Origin of the sequence: Immundisolibacter sp. (genome assembly GCF_014359565.1) — a bacterium.
Lineage (GTDB): Bacteria > Pseudomonadota > Gammaproteobacteria > Immundisolibacterales > Immundisolibacteraceae > Immundisolibacter.
Window position 1 is genome coordinate 176,035 of the sequence record NZ_JACIZD010000002.1, and the last position, 19,958, is coordinate 195,992.

Annotated in this window: 16 protein-coding genes; 10 read left to right on the top strand and 6 right to left on the bottom strand. The window is 68.5% G+C overall.

Annotated features, from left to right (window positions below; all coding sequences use genetic code 11):
• Positions 1-21 precede the first annotated feature (21 nt).
• The 7 genes from H5U26_RS04660 to H5U26_RS04690 all read left to right on the top strand — a co-directional run bounded on the left by H5U26_RS04660 (position 22) and on the right by H5U26_RS04690 (position 8,907).
• Positions 22-1,182 carry an isovaleryl-CoA dehydrogenase gene (locus tag H5U26_RS04660; RefSeq protein WP_290617151.1) on the top strand — a complete coding sequence of 387 codons (1,161 nt, stop codon included), beginning with the start codon at positions 22-24 and terminating at the stop codon, positions 1,180-1,182.
• Positions 1,183-1,273: 91 nt separating this feature from the next.
• Positions 1,274-2,452, top strand: a complete 1,179-nt coding sequence (locus H5U26_RS04665) for an acetyl-CoA C-acyltransferase (RefSeq protein ID WP_290617153.1) — start codon at positions 1,274-1,276, stop codon at positions 2,450-2,452.
• 135 nt (positions 2,453-2,587) lie between these two features.
• Positions 2,588-3,550 (top strand): NADP-dependent oxidoreductase, encoded by a 963-nt coding sequence (locus H5U26_RS04670; protein ID WP_290617155.1) that lies wholly within the window; start codon positions 2,588-2,590, stop codon positions 3,548-3,550.
• A gap of 32 nt (positions 3,551-3,582) precedes the next feature.
• The gene (locus H5U26_RS04675) at positions 3,583-5,190 is read left to right on the top strand and encodes a carboxyl transferase domain-containing protein (protein ID WP_290617158.1); all 1,608 of its coding nucleotides are present in this window, start codon (positions 3,583-3,585) and stop codon (positions 5,188-5,190) included.
• A 7-nt stretch (positions 5,191-5,197) separates the two neighbouring features.
• Positions 5,198-5,989: an enoyl-CoA hydratase-related protein gene (locus H5U26_RS04680; protein ID WP_290617160.1), complete on the top strand. Its 792-nt coding sequence runs from the start codon at positions 5,198-5,200 to the stop codon at positions 5,987-5,989.
• A gap of 1 nt (position 5,990) precedes the next feature.
• On the top strand, positions 5,991-7,985 hold the full coding sequence (locus H5U26_RS04685) for a biotin carboxylase N-terminal domain-containing protein (RefSeq protein WP_290617162.1): 1,995 nt from the start codon (positions 5,991-5,993) through the stop codon (positions 7,983-7,985).
• Position 7,986: 1 nt separating this feature from the next.
• On the top strand, positions 7,987-8,907 hold the full coding sequence (locus H5U26_RS04690; protein ID WP_290617164.1) for a hydroxymethylglutaryl-CoA lyase: 921 nt from the start codon (positions 7,987-7,989) through the stop codon (positions 8,905-8,907).
• Between the two features lie 92 nt (positions 8,908-8,999).
• Here the strand turns inward: H5U26_RS04690 and H5U26_RS04695 are convergent, their stop codons facing one another.
• From H5U26_RS04695 to H5U26_RS04710, 4 genes are all read right to left on the bottom strand, one after another.
• Positions 9,000-9,911: a bile acid:sodium symporter family protein gene (locus H5U26_RS04695; RefSeq protein ID WP_290617166.1), complete on the bottom strand. Its 912-nt coding sequence runs from the start codon at positions 9,909-9,911 to the stop codon at positions 9,000-9,002.
• Between the two features lie 86 nt (positions 9,912-9,997).
• On the bottom strand, positions 9,998-11,035 hold the full coding sequence (locus H5U26_RS04700) for a hypothetical protein (RefSeq protein WP_290617168.1): 1,038 nt from the start codon (positions 11,033-11,035) through the stop codon (positions 9,998-10,000).
• A gap of 6 nt (positions 11,036-11,041) precedes the next feature.
• Positions 11,042-12,040: an amidohydrolase family protein gene (locus H5U26_RS04705; protein WP_290617170.1), complete on the bottom strand. Its 999-nt coding sequence runs from the start codon at positions 12,038-12,040 to the stop codon at positions 11,042-11,044.
• A complete protein-coding gene (locus H5U26_RS04710; RefSeq protein ID WP_290617172.1) occupies positions 12,037-12,669 on the bottom strand; it encodes a class I SAM-dependent methyltransferase in 633 nt (210 codons plus the stop codon). Before H5U26_RS04710 ends, H5U26_RS04705 begins: the two co-directional genes overlap by 4 nt.
• A gap of 240 nt (positions 12,670-12,909) precedes the next feature.
• Between H5U26_RS04710 and H5U26_RS04715 the strand changes: the two genes are divergently transcribed.
• The 3 genes from H5U26_RS04715 to H5U26_RS04725 all read left to right on the top strand — a co-directional run bounded on the left by H5U26_RS04715 (position 12,910) and on the right by H5U26_RS04725 (position 17,462).
• A complete protein-coding gene (locus H5U26_RS04715) occupies positions 12,910-14,445 on the top strand; it encodes a 4-hydroxyphenylacetate 3-hydroxylase N-terminal domain-containing protein (protein WP_290617174.1) in 1,536 nt (511 codons plus the stop codon).
• A gap of 107 nt (positions 14,446-14,552) precedes the next feature.
• On the top strand, positions 14,553-16,160 hold the full coding sequence (locus H5U26_RS04720; RefSeq protein ID WP_323759242.1) for a DUF1302 family protein: 1,608 nt from the start codon (positions 14,553-14,555) through the stop codon (positions 16,158-16,160).
• Between the two features lie 27 nt (positions 16,161-16,187).
• Positions 16,188-17,462 carry a DUF1329 domain-containing protein gene (locus H5U26_RS04725; protein ID WP_290617178.1) on the top strand — a complete coding sequence of 425 codons (1,275 nt, stop codon included), beginning with the start codon at positions 16,188-16,190 and terminating at the stop codon, positions 17,460-17,462.
• Positions 17,463-17,560: 98 nt separating this feature from the next.
• Here H5U26_RS04725 and H5U26_RS04730 read toward each other — a convergent pair whose 3' ends face one another.
• Both H5U26_RS04730 and H5U26_RS04735 read right to left on the bottom strand, forming a co-directional pair.
• On the bottom strand, positions 17,561-18,553 hold the full coding sequence (locus tag H5U26_RS04730; RefSeq protein WP_290617180.1) for an amidohydrolase family protein: 993 nt from the start codon (positions 18,551-18,553) through the stop codon (positions 17,561-17,563).
• A 72-nt stretch (positions 18,554-18,625) separates the two neighbouring features.
• On the bottom strand, positions 18,626-19,903 hold the full coding sequence (locus H5U26_RS04735) for an aminotransferase class I/II-fold pyridoxal phosphate-dependent enzyme (protein WP_290617182.1): 1,278 nt from the start codon (positions 19,901-19,903) through the stop codon (positions 18,626-18,628).
• Positions 19,904-19,958 lie beyond the last annotated feature (55 nt).

Sequence of the window (19,958 nt, forward strand, 5' to 3'; positions counted from 1 at the left end):
AATCACCGGCGGGGGCTGGCGGTGTCATTCGACGTGCATCTGGATGAGGAACTCGACCTGCTGCGCGACACCGTGGCGCGCTTTGCGCGCGACGAGGTGGCGCCGCTGGCCGAGCAGATCGACCGCAGCAACGAATTCCCCATGCACCTGTGGCAGCGCATGGGCGAGCTGGGCCTGCTGGGCATGACGGTGCCGGAGGAATTTGGCGGCAGCGGCATGAGCTACCTGGCGCACCTGGTGGCGATCGAGGAGCTTTCGCGCGCCAGCGCCGCGGTGGGCCTGTCGTATGGCGCCCATTCCAATCTGTGCGTGAACAACCTGTACCTGAACGGTAGCGATGCGCAGCGGCGCCGGTTCCTGCCGAAGCTGTGCTCGGGTGAGCACATCGGCGCGCTGGCCATGTCCGAGCCGGGCGCCGGATCGGACGTGGTCGGCTCCATGCGCTGCAGCGCGGTGCAGCATGGCGAGGTGTGGGTCGCCAACGGCAGCAAGATGTGGATCACCAACGGCCCGGATGCCGACGTGCTGGTGGTCTACATGCGCACCGACGACGCCGCCAAGGGCTCGCGCACCATCACCGCCTTCATCGTCGAGAAGGGCATGCCGGGCTTCAGCACGGCGCAGAAGCTCGACAAGCTGGGTATGCGCGGCAGCAACACCTGCGAGCTGGTGTTTCGGGACTGCGAAATTCCCGCTGCCAACGTGCTCGGCGCCGTCAACCAGGGCGTCAAGGTGCTGATGCGCGGCCTGGATTCGGAGCGCGTCACCTTGAGTGGCGGGCCTCTCGGCATCATGCAGGCGGCCATGGACGTGGCGCTGCCCTACGTGCACGAGCGCCGCCAGTTCGGGCAGGCCATCGGCACCTTTCAGCTGATGCAGGGCAAGCTGGCCGACATGTACGTGGCGCTGCAGTCGGCGCGGGCGTTCGCCTACCGCGTGGCCCAGGCCTTGGACGCCGGTCGGCCGTCGCGCAAGGACGCCGCGGCTTGCCTTTTGTACGCTTCCGAAAACGCCGTGCGCGTCGCGCTTGAAGCCATCCAGTGCCTGGGCGGCAACGGCTACATCAACGATTACCCCACCGGTCGGCTGCTGCGCGATGCCAAGTTGTACGACATCGGCGCCGGCACCAACGAAATCCGCCGCATGCTGATCGGCCGCGAACTGTTCGAGCAGACCGCCTGAGCGTCACGGCCTTCGACCACCCCAACGACGGGCGTGCGGCCGTGATCGGTTGCATCGTTCGAGTATTTCACTGCATCAGGAGCACCTCACCATGACCACCGACGTCGTCATCGTTGCCGCCCGGCGTACCGCCATGGGCAGTTTTCAGGGCCAGTTCGCCAGCCTGTCGGCCTCGGATCTGGGCGCCGCCGCGATTGCCGCCGTGGTCGCCGATGCCGGCGTGGACGGCGCGCAGATCGAGGACGCGCACATCGGCTGCGTGCTGCCGGCCGGCCAGGGCCAGGCGCCCGGTCGTCAGGCGGTGCTCAAGGCCGGCCTTTCGCTGGGCGTGCCGGTCACCACCGTCAACAAGATGTGCGGCTCGGCCATGAAAGCGACCATGTACGCCTTCGACCAGATTCGCAGCGGCGACGTGAAGGTCGCCCTGGCCGGCGGCATGGAGTCCATGAGCAACGCGCCGTACCTGCTGCCGAAGGTGCGCCAGGGCCTGCGCATGGGCCACGGGCAGGTGCTCGACCACATGTTCTGCGACGGTCTGGAGGACGTGCGCGAGGGCCTGCTGATGGGCGCCTTTGCCGAGCGCTGCGCCGACAAGCAGGGTTTCAGCCGCGAGCAGCAGGACGCCTTTGCCATGGAGTCCCTGCGCCGCGCCCAGCGCGCCACCCACGAGGGCGATTCGGCCACCGAGATCGTGCCGGTGACGGTCAAGACCAGGACCGGCGAGGTCAGCTATGACAAGGACGAGCAGCCGCTGACGGCCAAGATCGACAAGATTCCCACCTTGAAGCCGGCCTTCAAGGAAGGCGGCACGGTCACCGCCGCCAACTCGTCGTCCATCTCCGATGGCGCCGCGGCACTGGTGCTGATGGCCGCGGAAGAAGCCGCCCGCCGCGGTCTGAAGCCGCTGGCGCGGGTGCTGGGTCACGCCACGCACGCGCAGGATCCGGCCTGGTTCACCACCGCGCCGGTCGGTGCCATCGAGCTGCTGCTGCGCAAGCTCGGCTGGACGCCCGACAAGCCCGATCTGTACGAAGTGAACGAAGCCTTCGCCGTGGTGCCGATGACGGTGATGCAGAAGCTGCACATCCCGCACGAGAAGATGAATGTGCTCGGCGGCGCCTGCGCCCTGGGACACCCGGTCGGCGCCTCCGGCGCACGCATCGTGGTGACGCTGCTCAACGCCCTGCGCCGGCGCGGCGGCAAGTACGGCGTGGCGGCGATCTGCCTGGCCGGCGGCGAGGCCACGGCGCTTGCGGTGGAGCTGTTGTAACCCCCTTTCGTCCCCCTGCGCCACCGCCCGGTGCGCGGTTCAGGAGCTGGCACGGCCTGCTCCTTGCCCGCTCCTTGAATGAACAGCCCTTCATCGCCCCCGGGCGGCTTCCCCCAAACCAGAGCGCCCCTGCGCATGAAAGCGATCGTCATCCACGACTTCGGCGGCCCGGAGCAGCTGCAGCTCATCGAGCGGCCCGTGCCGCCGATCAGCGACGAGCAGGTGCTGGTGGCGGTGCGCGTGGCCGCCGTCAATCCCATCGACTGGCGCATCCGTTCCGGTCAGCTGAAGGAGTTCGTGCCCTGCGAATTCCCAGCCATCATGGGCCGCGAGGTCTCCGGGGTGGTGGCGCAGGTCGGCGCCGCGGTGCGGGACTTCGAGGTCGGCGACGCCGTGATGGGCTTTCTGCAGCAGCAGCGGATGCATTGGGGCGGCTACGCCGAATATGTCCCGGTCGAGGCCGCCAAGCTGGCGCACAAGCCGGCCAATCTGAGCTTCGAGCAGGCCGCGGCGCTGCCGGTGGCCGGCCTGACCGCCTGGCAGGGCCTGTTTGAAGTCGCGCAATTGAAGCCGGGCGAGGTGGTGCTGATCACCGGCGCGGCCGGCGGCGTCGGCAGCCTGGCCGTGCAGTTGGCCTGCGATGCCGGGGCCACGGTCATCGCCAGCGCCAGCCCGGCCAATCACGATTTCGTGCGCAGCCTGGGCGCCGCCTTGGTGGTGGACTACCAGGCGCCGGATTTTGCCGCGCGCATCGCGGCGCAGTTCCCGTCCGGCGTGGACGTGATCTTCGCCGCCTTCGCCGGCGTGTCCCTGCAGGGCGCCCGGCCGCTGGTGCATGCCGGCACGCGCATCGTGCTGCTCAGTCCGGTGGCCACCGAACAGGACCTGCAGATCGGGCCGGTGAGATCGCAGCTGCTGATCGCGCGGGCCGACGGCGCGCAGCTCGAGAAGATCGCGCAGCTGGCCGCGCAGGGCCGGCTGCGACCGCAGATCGGCCCGCTGCTGCCGCTGGCGCAAGCTGCCCGTGCGCACGAGATGAGCGAAAGTCACCACACGCGCGGCAAAATCCTGCTGCGGGTTGCGGACGATCCGGCGTAACCCGGCCGCACACCGAACCGAGGAGGCCCCGCGTGCCGGTACTGGACAGCAAGCTGAATCCCGCCACGGCGCAGTTCCAGACCAACGCCGCGCACAACCGCGCGCTGGTGGCCGACCTGAAAGCCAAGCTGGCGCAGTACGCCACCGGCGGCCCCGAGCATGCCAAGGCCAAGCACAGCGCGCGCGGCAAGCTGCTGCCTCGGCAGCGCGTGGAGGCGCTGCTGGATCCGGGCACGCCGTTTCTGGAGCTGTCGCCGCTGGCGGCGCTGGGGCTTTACGAGGACGAGGCGCCGTCGGCCGGCATCGTCACCGGCATCGGCCGGGTCTGCGGGCACGAGGTGGTGATCGTCGCCAACGATGCCACCGTCAAGGGCGGCACCTACTACCCGCTGACGGTGAAAAAGCATTTACGTGCACAGCAGATCGCGCTCGAAAACCGCCTGCCGTGCATTTACCTGGTCGATTCCGGCGGCGGCTTCCTGCCGCTGCAGGACGACGTGTTCCCGGACCAGAACCACTTCGGGCGCATTTTCTACAACCAGTCCGTGATGTCGGCGGCCGGCATTCCGCAGATCGCGATCGTGATGGGCTCCTGCACGGCCGGCGGCGCCTACGTGCCGGCGCTGTGCGACGAGACGGTGATCGTCAAAAATCAGGGCACGATCTTCCTGGGCGGGCCGCCGCTGGTGAAGGCAGCCACCGGCGAGGTGGTGAGCGCCGAGGAACTGGGCGGCGGCGACGTGCACAGCCGCACCTCGGGCGTCACCGACTACCTGGCCCGGAACGACCTGCACGCGCTGTCCATCGCCCGTGACATCGTGGGCACGCTCAATCGCAGCAAGGCGATCGACCTGCCGCTGCGCGAGCCGGTGGCGCCGCGCTTCGACGCCCACGACCTGTACGGCCTGGTGCCGGCCGACGCCCGCCAGCCGTTCGACGTGCGTGAGGTCATCGCCCGCCTGGTGGATGGCTCGGAATTCCAGGAGTTCAAGCAGCTGTACGGCACCACGCTGGTGTGCGGCTTCGCGCACCTGTGGGGTTATCCGGTCGGCATCATCGCCAACAACGGCATCCTGTTCTCGGAGTCCGCGCTCAAGGGCGCGCACTTCATCGAGCTGTGCTGCCAGCGCAGGATTCCGCTGGTGTTCCTGCAGAACATCACCGGCTTCATGGTCGGGCGCGAGTACGAGAGCCGCGGCATCGCCAAGGACGGCGCCAAGCTGGTGCACGCCGTGGCCAACGCGCAGGTGCCCAAGTTCACGGTCATCATCGGCGGCTCGTTCGGGGCCGGCAATTACGGCATGTGTGGACGCGCCTACGGACCGCGCTTTTTGTGGATGTGGCCGAACGCGCGCATCTCGGTGATGGGCGGCGAGCAGGCCGCCAGCGTGCTGGCCACCGTGCGGCGCGACAACATCGAGGCCCGCGGCGACAGCTGGTCGGCCGAGGCGGAGGAAGCCTTCAAGGCGCCGATCCGCGAACAGTACGAGCGCCAGGGCCACCCCTACTACGCCACTGCCCGGCTGTGGGACGACGGCGTGATCGACCCGGCCGACACCCGCACCGTGCTGGGCCTCGCCCTGTCGGCGGCGCTGAACGCACCGATTCCCGAGCCGCGCTTTGGCGTATTTCGGATGTGAGGCGGCCATGGACACCCTGCAAACCCTGACCCTGCATACCGACCACCGCGGCGTGGCCACGCTGGCGCTGAACCGCCCGCAGGTGCACAACGCCTTCAACGATGTGGTCATCACCGAACTGAGCCATCTGCTGAGCCGCCTGGGTGCCGATCCGGCGGTGCGGGTGGTGGTGCTGACCGGCGTCGGCGAGAGCTTCTCGGCCGGCGGCGACCTGGGCTGGATGCAGTCGATGATCGGCTTCAGCGCCGCCGAAAACGAGGCCGATGCCCGCCAGCTCGCCAACCTGCTGGAACTGCTCGACCGCCTACCCAAACCCACCATTGCGCGCGTCAACGGCAATGCGCTGGGCGGCGGCGTGGGCCTGGTGGCCTGCTGCGACATCGCCGTGGGCGCGGCGGACGCAAAGTTCGGCCTGACCGAAGTGCGCCTGGGGCTGGCGCCGGCCACCATCGCGCCCTATGTCATCCGCGCCATCGGCGCCCGCGCGGCGCGGCGCTATTTCCTGACCGGCGAGCGCTTCGACGCGCGTCACGCCCTGCGCATCGGCCTGCTGCACGAGGCGGTGGCCGCGCCGGCACTCGACGCCACCGTCAACACCCTGGTCGAGCACCTGCTGCACGGTGGGCCGCAGGCGCTGGTGGCCTGCAAGCGCCTGGTCGAGGACGTGCAAACGGCCGCCGACCGCGACGCGCTCAAGCGCGACACCGCCGCCCTGATCGCCCGCCTTCGCGTGTCGGACGAAGGCCAGGAAGGACTGCGTGCCTTTTTCGCCCGCCGGGCGCCGGAATGGATGCGCTGACGTGTTCAACACGATCCTGATCGCCAACCGCGGCGAAATCGCCTGCCGCGTCATCGCCACTGCCCGGCGCCTGGGCATCCACACCGTGGCCGTGTACTCGGACGCCGATGTCGGCGCCCGCCACGTGCGCCTGGCTGACCGGGCACAACGCCTGGGACCGGCACCGGCCGCGCAGTCGTATCTGGACATGGACGCCGTGATCGGCGCCGCGCTCGCCAGCGGCGCGCAGGCCATCCACCCCGGCTACGGCTTTCTGGCCGAGAACGCGCAGTTCGCGCGCCGCTGCGCGCAGGCCGGACTGATCTTCATCGGCCCGCCGCCGGAGGCCATCGAGGCCATGGGCGCCAAGGACGCCGCCAAGCGCCTGGTGGTGCAGGCCGAGGTGCCGGTGGTGCCGGGCTTCGACGCACCGGGCGCGGACGACGCGCAGTTGATCAAGGCCGCCGACACCGTCGGCTACCCATTGCTGGTCAAGGCGGCGGCCGGCGGCGGCGGGCGCGGCATGCGTCGTGTGGACGTGCCCGATGCCCTGGCCGAGGCCATCGCCAGCGCGCGGCGCGAGTCGCTGGCCGCCTTTGGCGACGACACCTTGCTGCTGGAGCGCTACGTGACCGGCGCCCGGCACGTCGAGGTGCAGGTGTTTGCCGACGCGCACGGCAATGCGCTGCACCTGTTCGAGCGCGACTGCTCCGTGCAGCGCCGGCACCAGAAGGTGGTCGAGGAAGCCCCGGCACCCGGCCTGGACGAGGCCCGGCGCAGCGCCATGGGCGCCGCGGCGGTGCGCGCCGCGCAGGCGGTTGGTTATCGCGGCGCCGGCACGGTGGAGTTCCTGCTGGCGCCGGACGGGGCCTTCTATTTCCTCGAAATGAACACCCGCCTGCAGGTGGAGCACCCGGTCACCGAGCTGATCACCGGACTCGATCTGGTCGAATGGCAGCTGCGCGTGGCGGCCGGCGAGCCGCTGCCGCTGGCGCAGGCCGACATCCCGCGCCGCGGCCACGCCATCGAGGTGCGTTTGTGCGCCGAAGACCCGGCGCGCGGCTTCATGCCCGGCGCCGGCCGGCTGGACACGCTCGCCCTGCCCGCCGCCGGGCCGGGGCGGCGGGTCGATACGGGTTTCGAGACCGGCGACAGCGTGCCGTCGCATTACGACTCCCTGCTGGCCAAGCTGATCGCCTGGGGCGAGGACCGCGAGCAGGCCCGCGCGCGGCTGCTCGCTATGCTGGCCGAGACGGTGACGGTGGGCGTGCCCAGCAACGTGGCGCTGCTGGAACGCATTCTGGCCACCGACGACTTTGCCGCCGTGAAGCACCACACCGGCTGGCTGGAAGGCGTGCTGGACGGCCTGGTCGCGCCGGCGCCGCCGTCGATCGACGCGCTGTTGGCCGCCACCTGGCGCCTGGCAAGCGACGAACGGGCGGCGGCTTCGAGCCGGCACGGCAATGACCGCGCCTCGCCGTGGTCGCTGGCCGGGCCGTTCCGAGTCGGCGTGCCGGCGCAAAGGACCGTGCACTGGCAAACGGCCGACCAGACCGAGCACGCGCTCACCCTAACCGGCCGTAACGACGGCGGTTACGACTGGCAGTGTGATGATCTGGACGGTCCGCTCGATGGCCGCCTGGATGGCGTCGCGGTCACCGTCGATGGCCCGGCCGGGCAGCAAACCTGGCGCGTCTGGCGCAGCGGGGGGACTTTCGATCTGGCCGGCCCGCAGCGCCTCAGGTTGCATTACCTGGACCCGCTGGCCGCCGAGGCCGGCGAGGAAGAAGTCGAACTGCGCCTGACCGCGCCCCTGCCCGGCAAGCTGGTGCAGGTGGCGGTGGAAGTGGGGCAGCGGGTGGCCAAGGGTGATTTGTTGCTGGTGCTCGAAGCCATGAAGATGGAGCACCGCATCGTCGCCCCGCACGACGGCGTGATCGAGAGCGTCGGCGGGGCGACCGGCGATTTCGTGCCGGCCGCCGCGGTGCTGGTCAGCTTCGTGCCGGAAGAGACCTGACATGCTGCCCGACCGCCTGCCGCAACGCATCCGCATCTGCGAGATGGGACCCCGCGACGGCTTGCAGAACATTCCGGACACCGTGCCGCTGGAGGTGAAACTCGGCCTGATCGAGCGCCTGCAAGCGGCGGGCCTGAGCTACATCGAAGTCGCCGCCTTCGTGAGTCCCAGGGCGGTGCCGCAGATGGCCGACGCGCAGGCCGTGTGCGCGGGTCTGAAACGCCGACCGGGCGTCAGCTACGCCGCCCTGGCGCCCAATGTGCGGGGCCTCGAACGGGCGCTGGCCTGCGGCATCGACGAACTCGGACTGTTTACCGCCGCGTCCGAGACCTTCTCGCAGCACAACACCCGCTGCACGATCGACGAGTCCCTTGAGCGCGCCGCCGCCATCGCCGCGCCGGCCCGCGCCGCCAGTGTGCGCCTGCGCGGCTACGTGTCCTGCGTGCTGGGCTGCCCCTACGAGGGCGCCACCGACCCCGGCAAGGTGGCGGAACTGGCCGCGGCGCTGTTCGAGCTTGGCTGCTACGAGGTCTCGCTGGGCGACACCATCGGCGTCGGCACGCCGGGCAAGGCGCGCGCACTGCTGGCGCGGGTCCGGCAGGCGGTGCCGACCGCCCCCCTGGCGCTGCATTTTCACGACACCTACGGCCAGGCCCTGGCCAACATCCTGGCCTGCCTGGAGCTGGATATAGCCAGCGTCGACAGCTCCGTGGCCGGCCTGGGCGGCTGCCCCTACGCGCCCGGCGCAAGTGGCAACGTGGCCAGCGAGGACGTGGTCTATATGCTTCACGGTCTGGGCATCGAAACCGGCGTCGACCTGGACGCGCTGTGCGCCGCCGGCGCCTACATCAGCGAGGCGCTCGGCCGGCCGTCTGGCAGCAAGGCGGGGCGGGCGCTGGCCGCCCGGGCGCGGCGCGGCTGACGCACGATGATCGCCCGGCACGGCCGGGCTGCTGCGGCGCGATGCGGCAGGGGCGTCTTCGGGCTGATAGCCGGATCGGCGACACGCCCGCCTCAGCGCCGGCGCCGCCACAACGCCGCCAGCCCCAGCCCGGCCAGGTTCTGCCACACCGAAAACAACGCCGCCGGCAGCGCCGCAAGCGGCGGCAGGAACTTGATCGCCAGCGCGCTGGCCAGGCCCGAGTTCTGCATGCCGACCTCGATGGCGATGGCGCGCCGCTGCGCCGGCCCGGCGCCGCCCAGGCGTGCGCCCAGATAGCCCAGCGCAAAGCCAAGCCCGTTGTGCAGCACCACGGCCGTGGCCACCAGCGTGCCGGTGGCGGCCAGCTGGCGCCGGTTAAGGGCCACGATGACCGCCACGATGAGCGCGATCAGCAGCATGGAAAGCCCCGGCAGCCAGCCGGCCAGGCGCCTGGCCAGGCCGCCCAGGTAGCGGCGCAGCAGCACCCCGGCCAGCACCGGCAGCAGCACCATGCGCAGGATGTCCAGCAGCATGGCCAGCGCCGGCACGTCCACGCGCGCACCGGCCAGCCACAGCGTGAGCCAGGGCGTGGCCAGCGGCGCCACCAGGGTCGAGGCGGCGGTCATCGCCACCGACAGCGCCACATCGCCGCGGGCCAGATAGGTCACGACGTTCGAGGCCGTGCCGCCCGGACAGGCGCCGACCAGAATCAGGCCCGCGGCCAGCGTCGGCGGCAGGCCGAGCTTCGCCGCAATGGCCCAGGCCAGCGTCGGCATGATCAGGAACTGCAGCCCGATGCCCTGCAGCAGCCAGCGCGGACGGCGCAGCACGGCGGCCAGCTGCGGCCCGGTCAGCGTCAGGCCCATGCCGAACATGATCAGGCCCAGCGCCGGCACGATGGCGACCTTCAGCGGCACGAAGGCCTGCGGCAGGCACCACGCCGCGGCACAGGCCAGCAGCAGGGCAGCGGTCGGCAGCAGCGCCTCGCGGCGGGCGGAATTCATCGCGCGGTATCCATTGATGTTGCGGGAGCGCAGCTGTGCTGCGCGATTGTGCGTGATCGCATCCATCGCCCGGCATAGCCGGGCTCCTACACGCGTTGCGTCATATCTGGACGGTCTGGGCTTTCTTGCCGGAGCCGGTCTTCGCCAGCCAGCAGATAGGCCGCCGTCAGGTTGTCGTACAGCGCGCAGCCGGTGCTGATGAACAGGCGCTGCTCGGCCACAACGGCAGACGCGGGCGGATCGGCCAGCAGCGCCAGCAGGTCGGATGGCGGTGCATCGTCGATCAGCCCCCGCCGGCGCCAGGCCAGCAGGTCGCCGTAGTTCACGGCGTCGGCCGAATCAACCCACAGCCTCGCCCGACCGGCCCAGGCATCGGTCAGTTCACGCTGCCCGGCGGCATCGGCGCCCAGGCTCACGACCACTGCGGGCGCCGCCGGCGGCGGTTCGCAAAACGGCGCCTCGCTGGTGGTGGCCAGCAGCCAGGCATCGCAGCCCGCATCGGCCACCGGCACGGCGCGGCAGGGCAGGCCGTGCCGGACCAGGATTTCTGCGACATCACGTGCGCGGGCGTGGTCACGGTCGGCAATGTCGATGCGCTCGATTGTCCCCAAAGCTGCGCAGTACAGCGCCGTGTAGAAGCCCACCCGGCCGGCGCCGATCACGGCAATGCGCCGTGCCCGCGGCGCCAGGCGAGCGAGCGCCAGCGCCGCCACCAGGCCGGTGCGGGCCGACGACAGCAGGCAGGCGTCGAAGCGTTCGCGCACGAACTGTTCGGCAGCGTCCAGCACCAGTAGCTCGCCGACCGTGATCTGACCCGGCAATACGGTTTGGCGGCGGTTGGTGCCGATGATCTTGACCGTCTTGAGCGTGCCGCGCGGGCCGCGCAGCACGCAGGGCATGAGCCGGAAATCACCGCCGTCCGGGTCGTCCAGCACCTGCTTGGCCGGCATTTGCAGCTGCGCCCTGCCGGACGTGAGGTCGGCCAGGTAGTCCGCGGCGAAGGCGAGATAGCCGGCCGGATCGGCGCACAGTCGGCGGTGCACGGTGGCCTCGTCCCAGTGCCGGCAGGGCACCGTCTGCGGCCACAGCGCAGCCGGCAGCGCTACGCCGCCGGCCGTCACCATCGGACCTCAGGCATTCAGCTTCATCAGCCGGATGGCGTTGCCGGACAGCATCTTTTGCTTCTCGGCCGGCGGCACCGCCAGCGCAGCGATGCTGAACAGTGTGTCGCGGGTGAAATCCTCGCCGCCGGTGCCGTCGAAGGGCGTGTCGGTGCCAAACAGTAGCCGGTCGGGGCCAAGGTAGCCATAGGCCGCGGCCAGGCCGCCGACGGCGCCCATCAGCGCCGTGTCGCCGTAGAACAGGCGGAAGTATTCGTTAGCCGGACGCGCCAGCTTGTCGGCCGCGGCGCGGATTTCGGGCATGGACGGCTTGCCGTAGATGGCGTCGATGCGCGCCTCGAAGGCCGGCGCCATGGCCCCGGCGTGGTGGGTGATGACCTTGATGTCCGGGTGGCGATCGAACAGGCCGTCGAACACCAGGCGCGTCATGGCGGCGGTGGTCTCGTAGGGCCAGCCGAAGACCTGCCAGATCCAGTATTTGGAATGGTCCTCGCCGCGATAGTCGGGCTGGCTGCCGCCGCGCGCCGGGTGCAGCCAGATCGGGTAGTCGTGCTCGGCCATCACGGCAAAAAAGTCGCGAAACTCCGACCGGTCGAGCGCCAGGCCGGCGGCCGAGGAATAGATCAGCACGCCTTTCATGCCCAGCTGCGTCAGGCAGCGCTCGGCCTCGCGCGCCATGTGGGCAGGATCGTTCATGGCCACCGTGCCGACCGGGATGAAACGACCCGGGTGCGTGGCGGCCATTTCGACGATTTCGTCGTTCGCCAGGCGCGCCAGATCGGCCGCCGTGGCCGGATCCGCAATGGCGATCTCGATCGGCGGTGAGGAGGCGGTGATGACCTGCGCGTCGATGCCGTGACGGTCCATCACCGCCAGTCGCGCCGGCAGATCGACCAGATGCGGCAGCGATTCGATCATGCCCGACAGGTAATCCGGGCCGGTCATCCTGGCCTTCATGGCGGCGTAGAAACGCGGCGGCATGACGTGCGTGAAGCAGTCGATCTTCATGGGGCATCCTCCTCATGGGGCTTGCGCCAGACCGTGGCCAGCCACGGCTGCAGGTGGCGCGGCTGGCCGGCTGGGCGGTAATAGTGTTCGATCTCGATAAAGCCGGCGGCCGTGACGTAGCGACGCCAGCCTTCCAGCGAATGGTAGGCGCCGTAGCGATCGCCCTGCCAGCCTTCCTGATCGTCACCGCGCGGATTGCTGACGAACAGCACCCCACCCGGCTTGAGTGTGCCAAAAAGCGCACGCAGCACCGCCGGCAAGTGGGCGCTTGGCACGTGAAACAGCGAGGCGTTGGCGAACACGCCGTCGAAATGCCCGCCCGGCAGCTCCAGCGCCAGGAAATCCTGGCGCCAGACCTCGCAGCCCGAGTGGGCGCGGGCCATCTCGCAGAACCGCGCCGAACCATCCAGGCCGACCGCCGTGTGGCCGAGCTCGCGAAAGGCGATCAGATCCCGCCCCGGCCCGCAGCCGAAATCGAGAATGCGCAGCGGCGCCGGCGCGGTGATGTGCCGCAGCAGCGCATCGCGGTTCTGGCTGACGTCATGATCGCGGGTGCCGTCCCAGAAGGACTGTGCCTGGCGATCGTAATGGCCGAGCGTGCGGCGGCTGGTCAGGGGCGGTGTTTCCATGGGCGGCAATGATGGCCGAATGTCGATGGGCAATGTAGCGTGCCGGTCCGGTGCCGATGGCCGGTTCGCTGTAACGCGCAACGGCTTGTGAATTTGGTGAACCCTGCGCCGTGCTACGCGCGCGCCAGGCGGGCCACAATCGCCGGTGCCGGCGTGCCCCGGCGCGGTTCGCGGCGGCGAATTCCGGATGGCACCCGCGTTGCTTTGAGGAAACGACCATAACGACAGGAGGAGCCGATCATGACCAATCAAGTGCGCCCCTATACCGGCGCCGAGTATCTGGACAGCCTGCGCGATGGGCGCGAGATCTGGATCTACGGTGAGCGCGTCAAGGATGTCACCGCGCATCCGGCGTTCCGCAACCCGGCGCGCATGCTGGCGCGCCAGTACGACGCCCTGCACGATCCGGCGCGGGCCATCGCCGTGCCGACCGACACCGGCAACGGTGGCTTCACGCATCCGTTCTTCAAGGCGTCCCGCACGCGCGAGGAACTCATCGCCGCGCGCGATGCCATCGTCGCCTGGGCGCGCCTGACCTACGGCTGGATGGGGCGCTCGCCGGATTACAAGGCGAGCTTCATGGTCACGCTGGGCTTCAACCCGGATTACTACGCGCCCTACCAGGACAACGCCCGGCGCTGGTATGTGATGAACCAGGAGCGCTGCCCATTCCTGAACCATGCCATCGTCAACCCGCCGATCGACCGCCAGCGCCCCCCGGAGGAAGTCGCCGACGTCTACGTGCACTGCGAGCAGGAAACCGACGCCGGCATCATCGTCTCGGGCGCCAAGGTGGTGGCGACCGGCTCGGCGCTGACGCACTACAACTTCCTGGGCCAGTACGGGCCAACGCCGACCAACGACCCGCGCTACGCCATCTCCGGCATGGTCAAGATGGACGCGCCGGGGGTGAAGCTGATCTGCCGGCCGTCCTATGCCTACCAGGCGGAGGTGATGGGCAGTCCCTTCGACTACCCCCTGTCCAGTCGCCTGGACGAGAACGACGCCATCCTGGTGCTGGACAAGGTGCTGATCCCCTGGGAGGACCTGTTCATCTACGGCGACTGCGAGAAGGCGGCGCAGTTCCTGCCGGCGTCGGGCTGGGCCAACCGCTTTGCCTTTCACGGCTGCACGCGCCTGGCGGTGAAGTTCGACTTCATCACCGGGCTGCTGATGAAGGCGGTGGAGCTGACCGGAAGCCGCGACTACCGCGGCGTGCAGGTGGCCATCGGCGAGGCGCTGGCCTGGCGGCATCTGTTCTGGTCGCTGTCGGACGCCATGTGCGGCATGCCCGAGGATGGCCCCAACGGCGCCATCCAGCCGAATGTGCAAGGCGCCCTGGCCTACCGGGTGATCGCCACCATGGCCTACCCGCGCCTGAAGGAACTGGTCGAGAACGCCGTCGCCAGCGGGCTCATCTACCTCAACTCACACGCCGTCGACTTCAAGGTGCCGGAGCTGCGCGGCTACATCGACAAGTACATCCGCGGCTCCTACGGCCACGACGCCGAGGACCGGGTCAAGACCATGCGCCTGCTGTGGGACGCCATCGGCACCGAGTTCGGCAGCCGCCATGAACTGTACGAGCGCAACTACGCCGGCAACCACGAGAACATCCGCCTGGAGAACCTGTGGATCGGCCAGGCGCGCGGACTGGACAAGGAACTGATGGCCTTCGCCGAGCGCTGCATGGGCGAGTACGACCTCGACGGCTGGACGGTGGGCGATCTCGTCAATCCGACCGACGTGAACCTGTTCATGGGCAAGCGGCCGTGAACAGCGCGCCGCAGCCAATGTTGACCTGAGTCAGATTGACCCGCGGTCATTTGGCGTGCAATAAACCGATCGATTGGTCACTTCCATCACCCTGGGGAGGGAAAACGATGACTCAATGGAAGCCATGGATTCACCGCTTGGCCGGTGCGTCGGCAACGTTGCTTGCTGGCGGCGCCCCGGCGGTGCAATACGACATCGGCGACACACAAATCAACGTCGGCGGCTACCTGCGCCAGTACGTCTCGACCAACCTGAGCGACAACAAGGACCTGCGCGGCGACGACCAGTTCGATGTGTCGATGCTGCGCAGCGTGGTGCAGCTGAACGCCGACACGCAGGTCGGGCCGCTGTTTTTCAAGGCCATCGGCCGCATCGCACGCGAGCCGCTGACCCGCTACTCGGAGGACCTCGAAGACCAGCACAACGCCCGCTTCGGCGGCGCGCCGTTCTTCGTGCCGCGGAAAACCGACTTCAACGATCAGTACAACGAGGATGAGTTGCGTGAGTTCTACGTCGCCTTCGACGCCGGCGATCGGTTCGGCTTCACGATCGGTCGCCAGCAGGTGGTGTGGGGCGAGTCGGACTTCTTCCAGGCCATGGACATCGTGCACGGTTACGACTTCCGCTGGCGCGCCTTCCTGGAGCCCGAGAACGAGGACACGCGCCGCCCGCTGGCCATGATCAACGGCCAGATCAAGGTACCGGAGTTCGACGGCACCCTGCAGGTGCTGCTGCGTCCGGGCGGCTGGGGCCGCGACCACGACATCGGTTCGCTGTACGACACCTTCGGCGGCCGCTGGGCACCACAAAAGGACCGCGGCACCGACATCCCGGCCTTCCTGCGCTACAACTATCGGCACAGCGACGGCGACGTGCAGGACACCACCTGGGGCCTGCGCTGGTCGGGCCTGGCCGGGCCGGTGCAGTACACGCTGAACTATCTGCGCTGGTTCGGCACCGACCCGGTGATCGACTCGATCTGGAATCCCACCGCCAACATGGGCGATCTGAAAGGCGTGTGGGGCAGCCTGTACTTCCCCAAGCTGAGCACCTACGGCTTCACCGCCAGCGGCTACGTGGAGCCGGTGGACGCGGTGTTCAGCACCGAGATCGCCTACACCAAGGACAAGCCCTACAACATGCTCGGCTCGCCCGACAACTGCCCGTTCGGCGGAACGGGGTGCGGCGGAACTCTGGCCGGTCAACCGCTGCCAAGCCTGGGCGGCGTGACCGACCGCGACACCATCCGCGCCATGGTGCGCATGGACAAGCAGCTCAAGACCGAAGGCTGGCTGGGCACGGCGCGGCCGTCGTTGTTCTCGGTGCAGGTGTTCGACACTTGGCTGCTGGGTTATGACCCGCGCCACAACGGCGATCCGCTGGCCATCGTCGACGGCCCCGGGCATGCGGCGATCAAGAAGGAGCACTCGACGGTGGCCACGGCCATCCTGGCGATGAACTACCGCTACGACACCATCAACCCGACCCTGGCTGCCGGCTGGGATCCGTCCAACAACGGCGGCTTTTTCATCCCGAGCGTCGATCTGGTGTATGGCGAGCACTGGCGCATCCGTTTCGAAGCAGACCTGTTCTTCCACGACGGCGACAGCAAGTTCAACAGCGGCGACCCCTGGACGGCTTCGACCGACACCCACCTGTTCGGTTATTTCGCCAACAACAACCAGCTCCTGATGCGCGCCACGTATCAGTTCTGAGCACCGTATTCGCAAGGAAACAATCCAATGTTCAAGCAAACCTTTTTTGCAGCGGCGCTGATCGGGGCAACCTCACTGGCATTTGCCGGCGAAATTGCGCCGGACACCGTGCTCAATGCCGGCAATTACGAGAGCCTCAAAAACGAAACCCTGGGCGGGCGCAGCCTGGACAGCCTGCTCAGCGACACGCAGAAGTGGATGGTGCGCGAGAAAGGCCTGTCGATGCGCCTGCAGCCGCAATGGCAGGCTCCCGGCCTGCCAGCCGACCTGAAGGAAACCACCGACAAATACCGCGGCCAGACGCAGCTGGACGGCGCCAACAACCGCATCAGCAGCTATACGGCGGGTATTCCGTTCCCGGACATCGACGTCGCTGATCCGGATGCTGCCAAGAAGATCGTCTGGAACAACTACCTGGCAAACCCGATCGGCTACACCTCGTCCTCCGACATGGGCTTTGCCCTGTTCAGCATGGATCGCGGCTTCGAGCGCAAGAACAATTGGTTCTACCGGCGTCTGTACATGTCCGGCCGATACGGCACCGTCGAAGCCACACTCGATGGCGGCAAGGAGCACTACCGGCAGATTCTTTACGCCTACTACCCGGAAGACATCCGTGGCCTGGGAACGGTGACTTACCGCTACATGGACGGCCGCCTGGACGACATCTTCGCCTACGTGAAATCGGTCCGTCGCATCCGCCGCCTATCCGGCGGCGCCTGGTTCGACCCGATCGGCGGCACCGATTTGCTGTCCGACGAACCGTGGATCCTGTCCGGGTATCCGGGCTGGTACAAAGACCAGAAGCTGACGGAAAAGCGCTGGCAACTGATGCCGGTGGGTGATCCAAAACACCCCGGCTGGGTCAAGGACGCCAGGACCAAGGCCGAGGAATACCCCTACATCGAAACAGAGCAGAAACCTTACGGCATGCCCAAATTGCAGTGGGCACCGCGCGAGGTGTACGTGATCGAAGTGGCGCCGCCCGCCGAGCACTACTACTCGCGCAAGACCTGGTACTGCGACGTCGAGTACCCGATCTTTCACATGGCCGACAACTACGACAAGGCCGGCAACTTGTGGAAGGTGCAGTTCCTGCCGCGGCTGTGGCAGGAACAGGACACGCCCGAGGGCAGCAAGACATTCGGCCCGATCCAGACCGACTACCTGATCAACTTCAAGGACAGCCACGTAACGGTCGTGAACTTCGTCTTCGACAGCTGGAAGTTCAACGATCCCAAGGAGAAGCCGGCCGATTACGTGCCCAACATCCTGTCCGACATAGCCGCCGGCCGACGCTGACCGGTCAGGTACACAGTGCCGAAAGAAGCCCCGGTCCGCCGGGGCTTTTTTTCGTCCCGCGTTCGGGCGCCCCGGACTGCGCCGGCGGTGGTCACCGGCTACAGCTTCAGATACCGCCCGGCATTGCCGCGCAGGATGGCGTCGCGCTGGGCGGCCGGCAGGTCCAGCCCGACGACACGCCGGCCGGGCGCCTTCTCGCGGATCAGGAACGGATAGTCGGAGCCGATCATCAGCTGCTCGGCGCCGTACAGATCGATCAGGTAACGCAGCGCCAGATCGTCGTAGACCAGCGTGTCGTAGTACATGCGCCGGGCGTATTCCACCGGCGCTCGCGGCAGAAAGGCATTCTCGCCGCGGGTGGTTTCCCAGCCGGACTGCAGGCGCGGCAGCACCAGTCCGAAGCTGCCGCCGCCGTGGCTGAAACCGATGCGCAAACCCGGGAACTGCTCCAACAGGCCACCGGTGATCATGGACGCGACGGCGAACGCGTTCTCGTTCGGGAAGGCGATCAGCGCCTGCAGCAGCGGCGGCCCGATCACTCGATCCGCGCCGGCCGGGTGCAGGGCGTGCACGAACACGGCCAGGTCGTTCTCGACCGCGGCGGCAAAGAACGGCGCGTGATCCGGATGGCCGATCGGCTTGCCGTTGATGTTGCTGCCGACCTCCACGCCAACCAGACCGTAGTCGCGGCGCAGGGTTTGCATCTGTTTGGCGGCCAGTTCCGGGTCCTGCAGCGGCACCATTCCAAGACCGGCGAAGTGCGCCGGGTCGGCCGCCACCATGGCGGCGATGGTGCCGTTCACGTGCCGCGCCATGGCCAGCGCATCGTCGGCATCGAACCAGTACGACAGCAGCTCCGGCATGGGCGAGAGCACCTGCATCTGCACGTCCTCGGCCAGCATCTGGTCCAGGCGGCGGGCCACGTCCCAGCTGTGGTCGCTGACGGTCCGAAACGGCTTGTCGCCGATCACCACGGTCTTGTGGCCGGGGTGATCGCAAGCCTGCATCTGCGGCCAGTGCTGCGCGCCGGCCCGCCCGGCATAGGCCGGAAAATCGGCTGGGACGATGTGGGTGTGTACGTCAATGGCCATGAGATCTCCGTCGGAAAAGACGTCCGGGGCGAGGATGGTACGCCGTCGATCCGGACCCTTCGGCGGTCAGCCTCAGGCGGCGCTGGCCGCCAGCGCCTGCTCGATGTCGGCCAGGATGTCGGCCACGTTCTCGATGCCGATCGACAGGCGCACCATGTCCGGTGCCACGCCGGCGGCGGCCAGTTCCTGCGCGTCGAGCTGGCGGTGGGTGGTGGAGGCCGGGTGCGTGGCCAGCGACTTGGCGTCGCCGATGTTGACCAGGCGCGTGACCAGTTGCAGCGCGTCCAGGAATTTCACGCCGGCATCGAAGCCGCCCTTGACGCCAAACGACAGGATGCCCGAGGCACGGCCGCCCAGGTATTTCTTTGCCTGCGCGTGGTCCGGGTGCTGCGGCAGGCCGGCGTAGCTGACCCAGCTCACCTGTGGGTGGCCTTGCAGGAACTCGGCGACTTTCTGCGTGTTCTCGCAGTGCCGCTCCATGCGCAGGGACAGGGTCTCGATGCCCTGCATGATGAGGAACGCGTTCATCGGCGCCATCTGCGCGCCCATGTTGCGCAGCGGCACCACCCGCGCGCGGGCGATGAACGCGGCGGCGCCGAAGGCGTCGGTCATCACCGTGCCGTGGTAGGACGGGTCCGGCGTGCTGAACTGCGGGAAGCGGTCCGCGTGCTGCGCCCACGGGAACTTGCCGGAATCGACGATGATGCCGCCCAGGCTCGTGCCGTGGCCGCCCATGTACTTGGTCAGCGAGTGAATGACCACGTCGGCGCCGTGCTCGATCGGCCGGCACAGGGCCGGCGTGGCGACCGTGCTGTCCACCACCAGCGGCACGCCGGCGGCGTGCGCGATGGCCGCCATGCCGGCCAGATCCGGCACGTGGCCGCCCGGGTTGCCGATGGTCTCGCAAAAGACCATCTTGGTCTTGCCGTCGATGGCGGCGCGCAGCGCGTTCAGGTCGTCGTGATCCACGAAGCGCGTCTCGATGCCGAACTGCGGCAGCGTGTGGGCGAACAGGTTGTAGGTGCCACCGTAGAGTTTCTTGGTGGAAATGATGTTGTCGCCGGCTCGCGCCAGGTTCATCACCGTGTAGGTGATGGCCGCCGACCCGGAGGCCAGCGCCAGCGCCGCGATGCCGCCCTCGAGCGCCGCCACGCGCTGTTCGAGCACGTCGTTGGTCGGGTTCATGATGCGGGTGTAGATGTTGCCCGCGACCTTCAGGTTGAATAGGTCGGCGCCGTGCTGGGCACTGTCGAAGGCGTAGGCAACGGTCTGGTAGATCGGCACCGCGACGGACTTGGTGGTCGGATCGGGCTTGTAGCCGGCGTGGATGGCGAGGGTTTCGAGCTCCATCGGGGGCGACTCCTGGGCATGTTGCGGGCCGGCCGGGCTTGCCGGCCACGGGGGC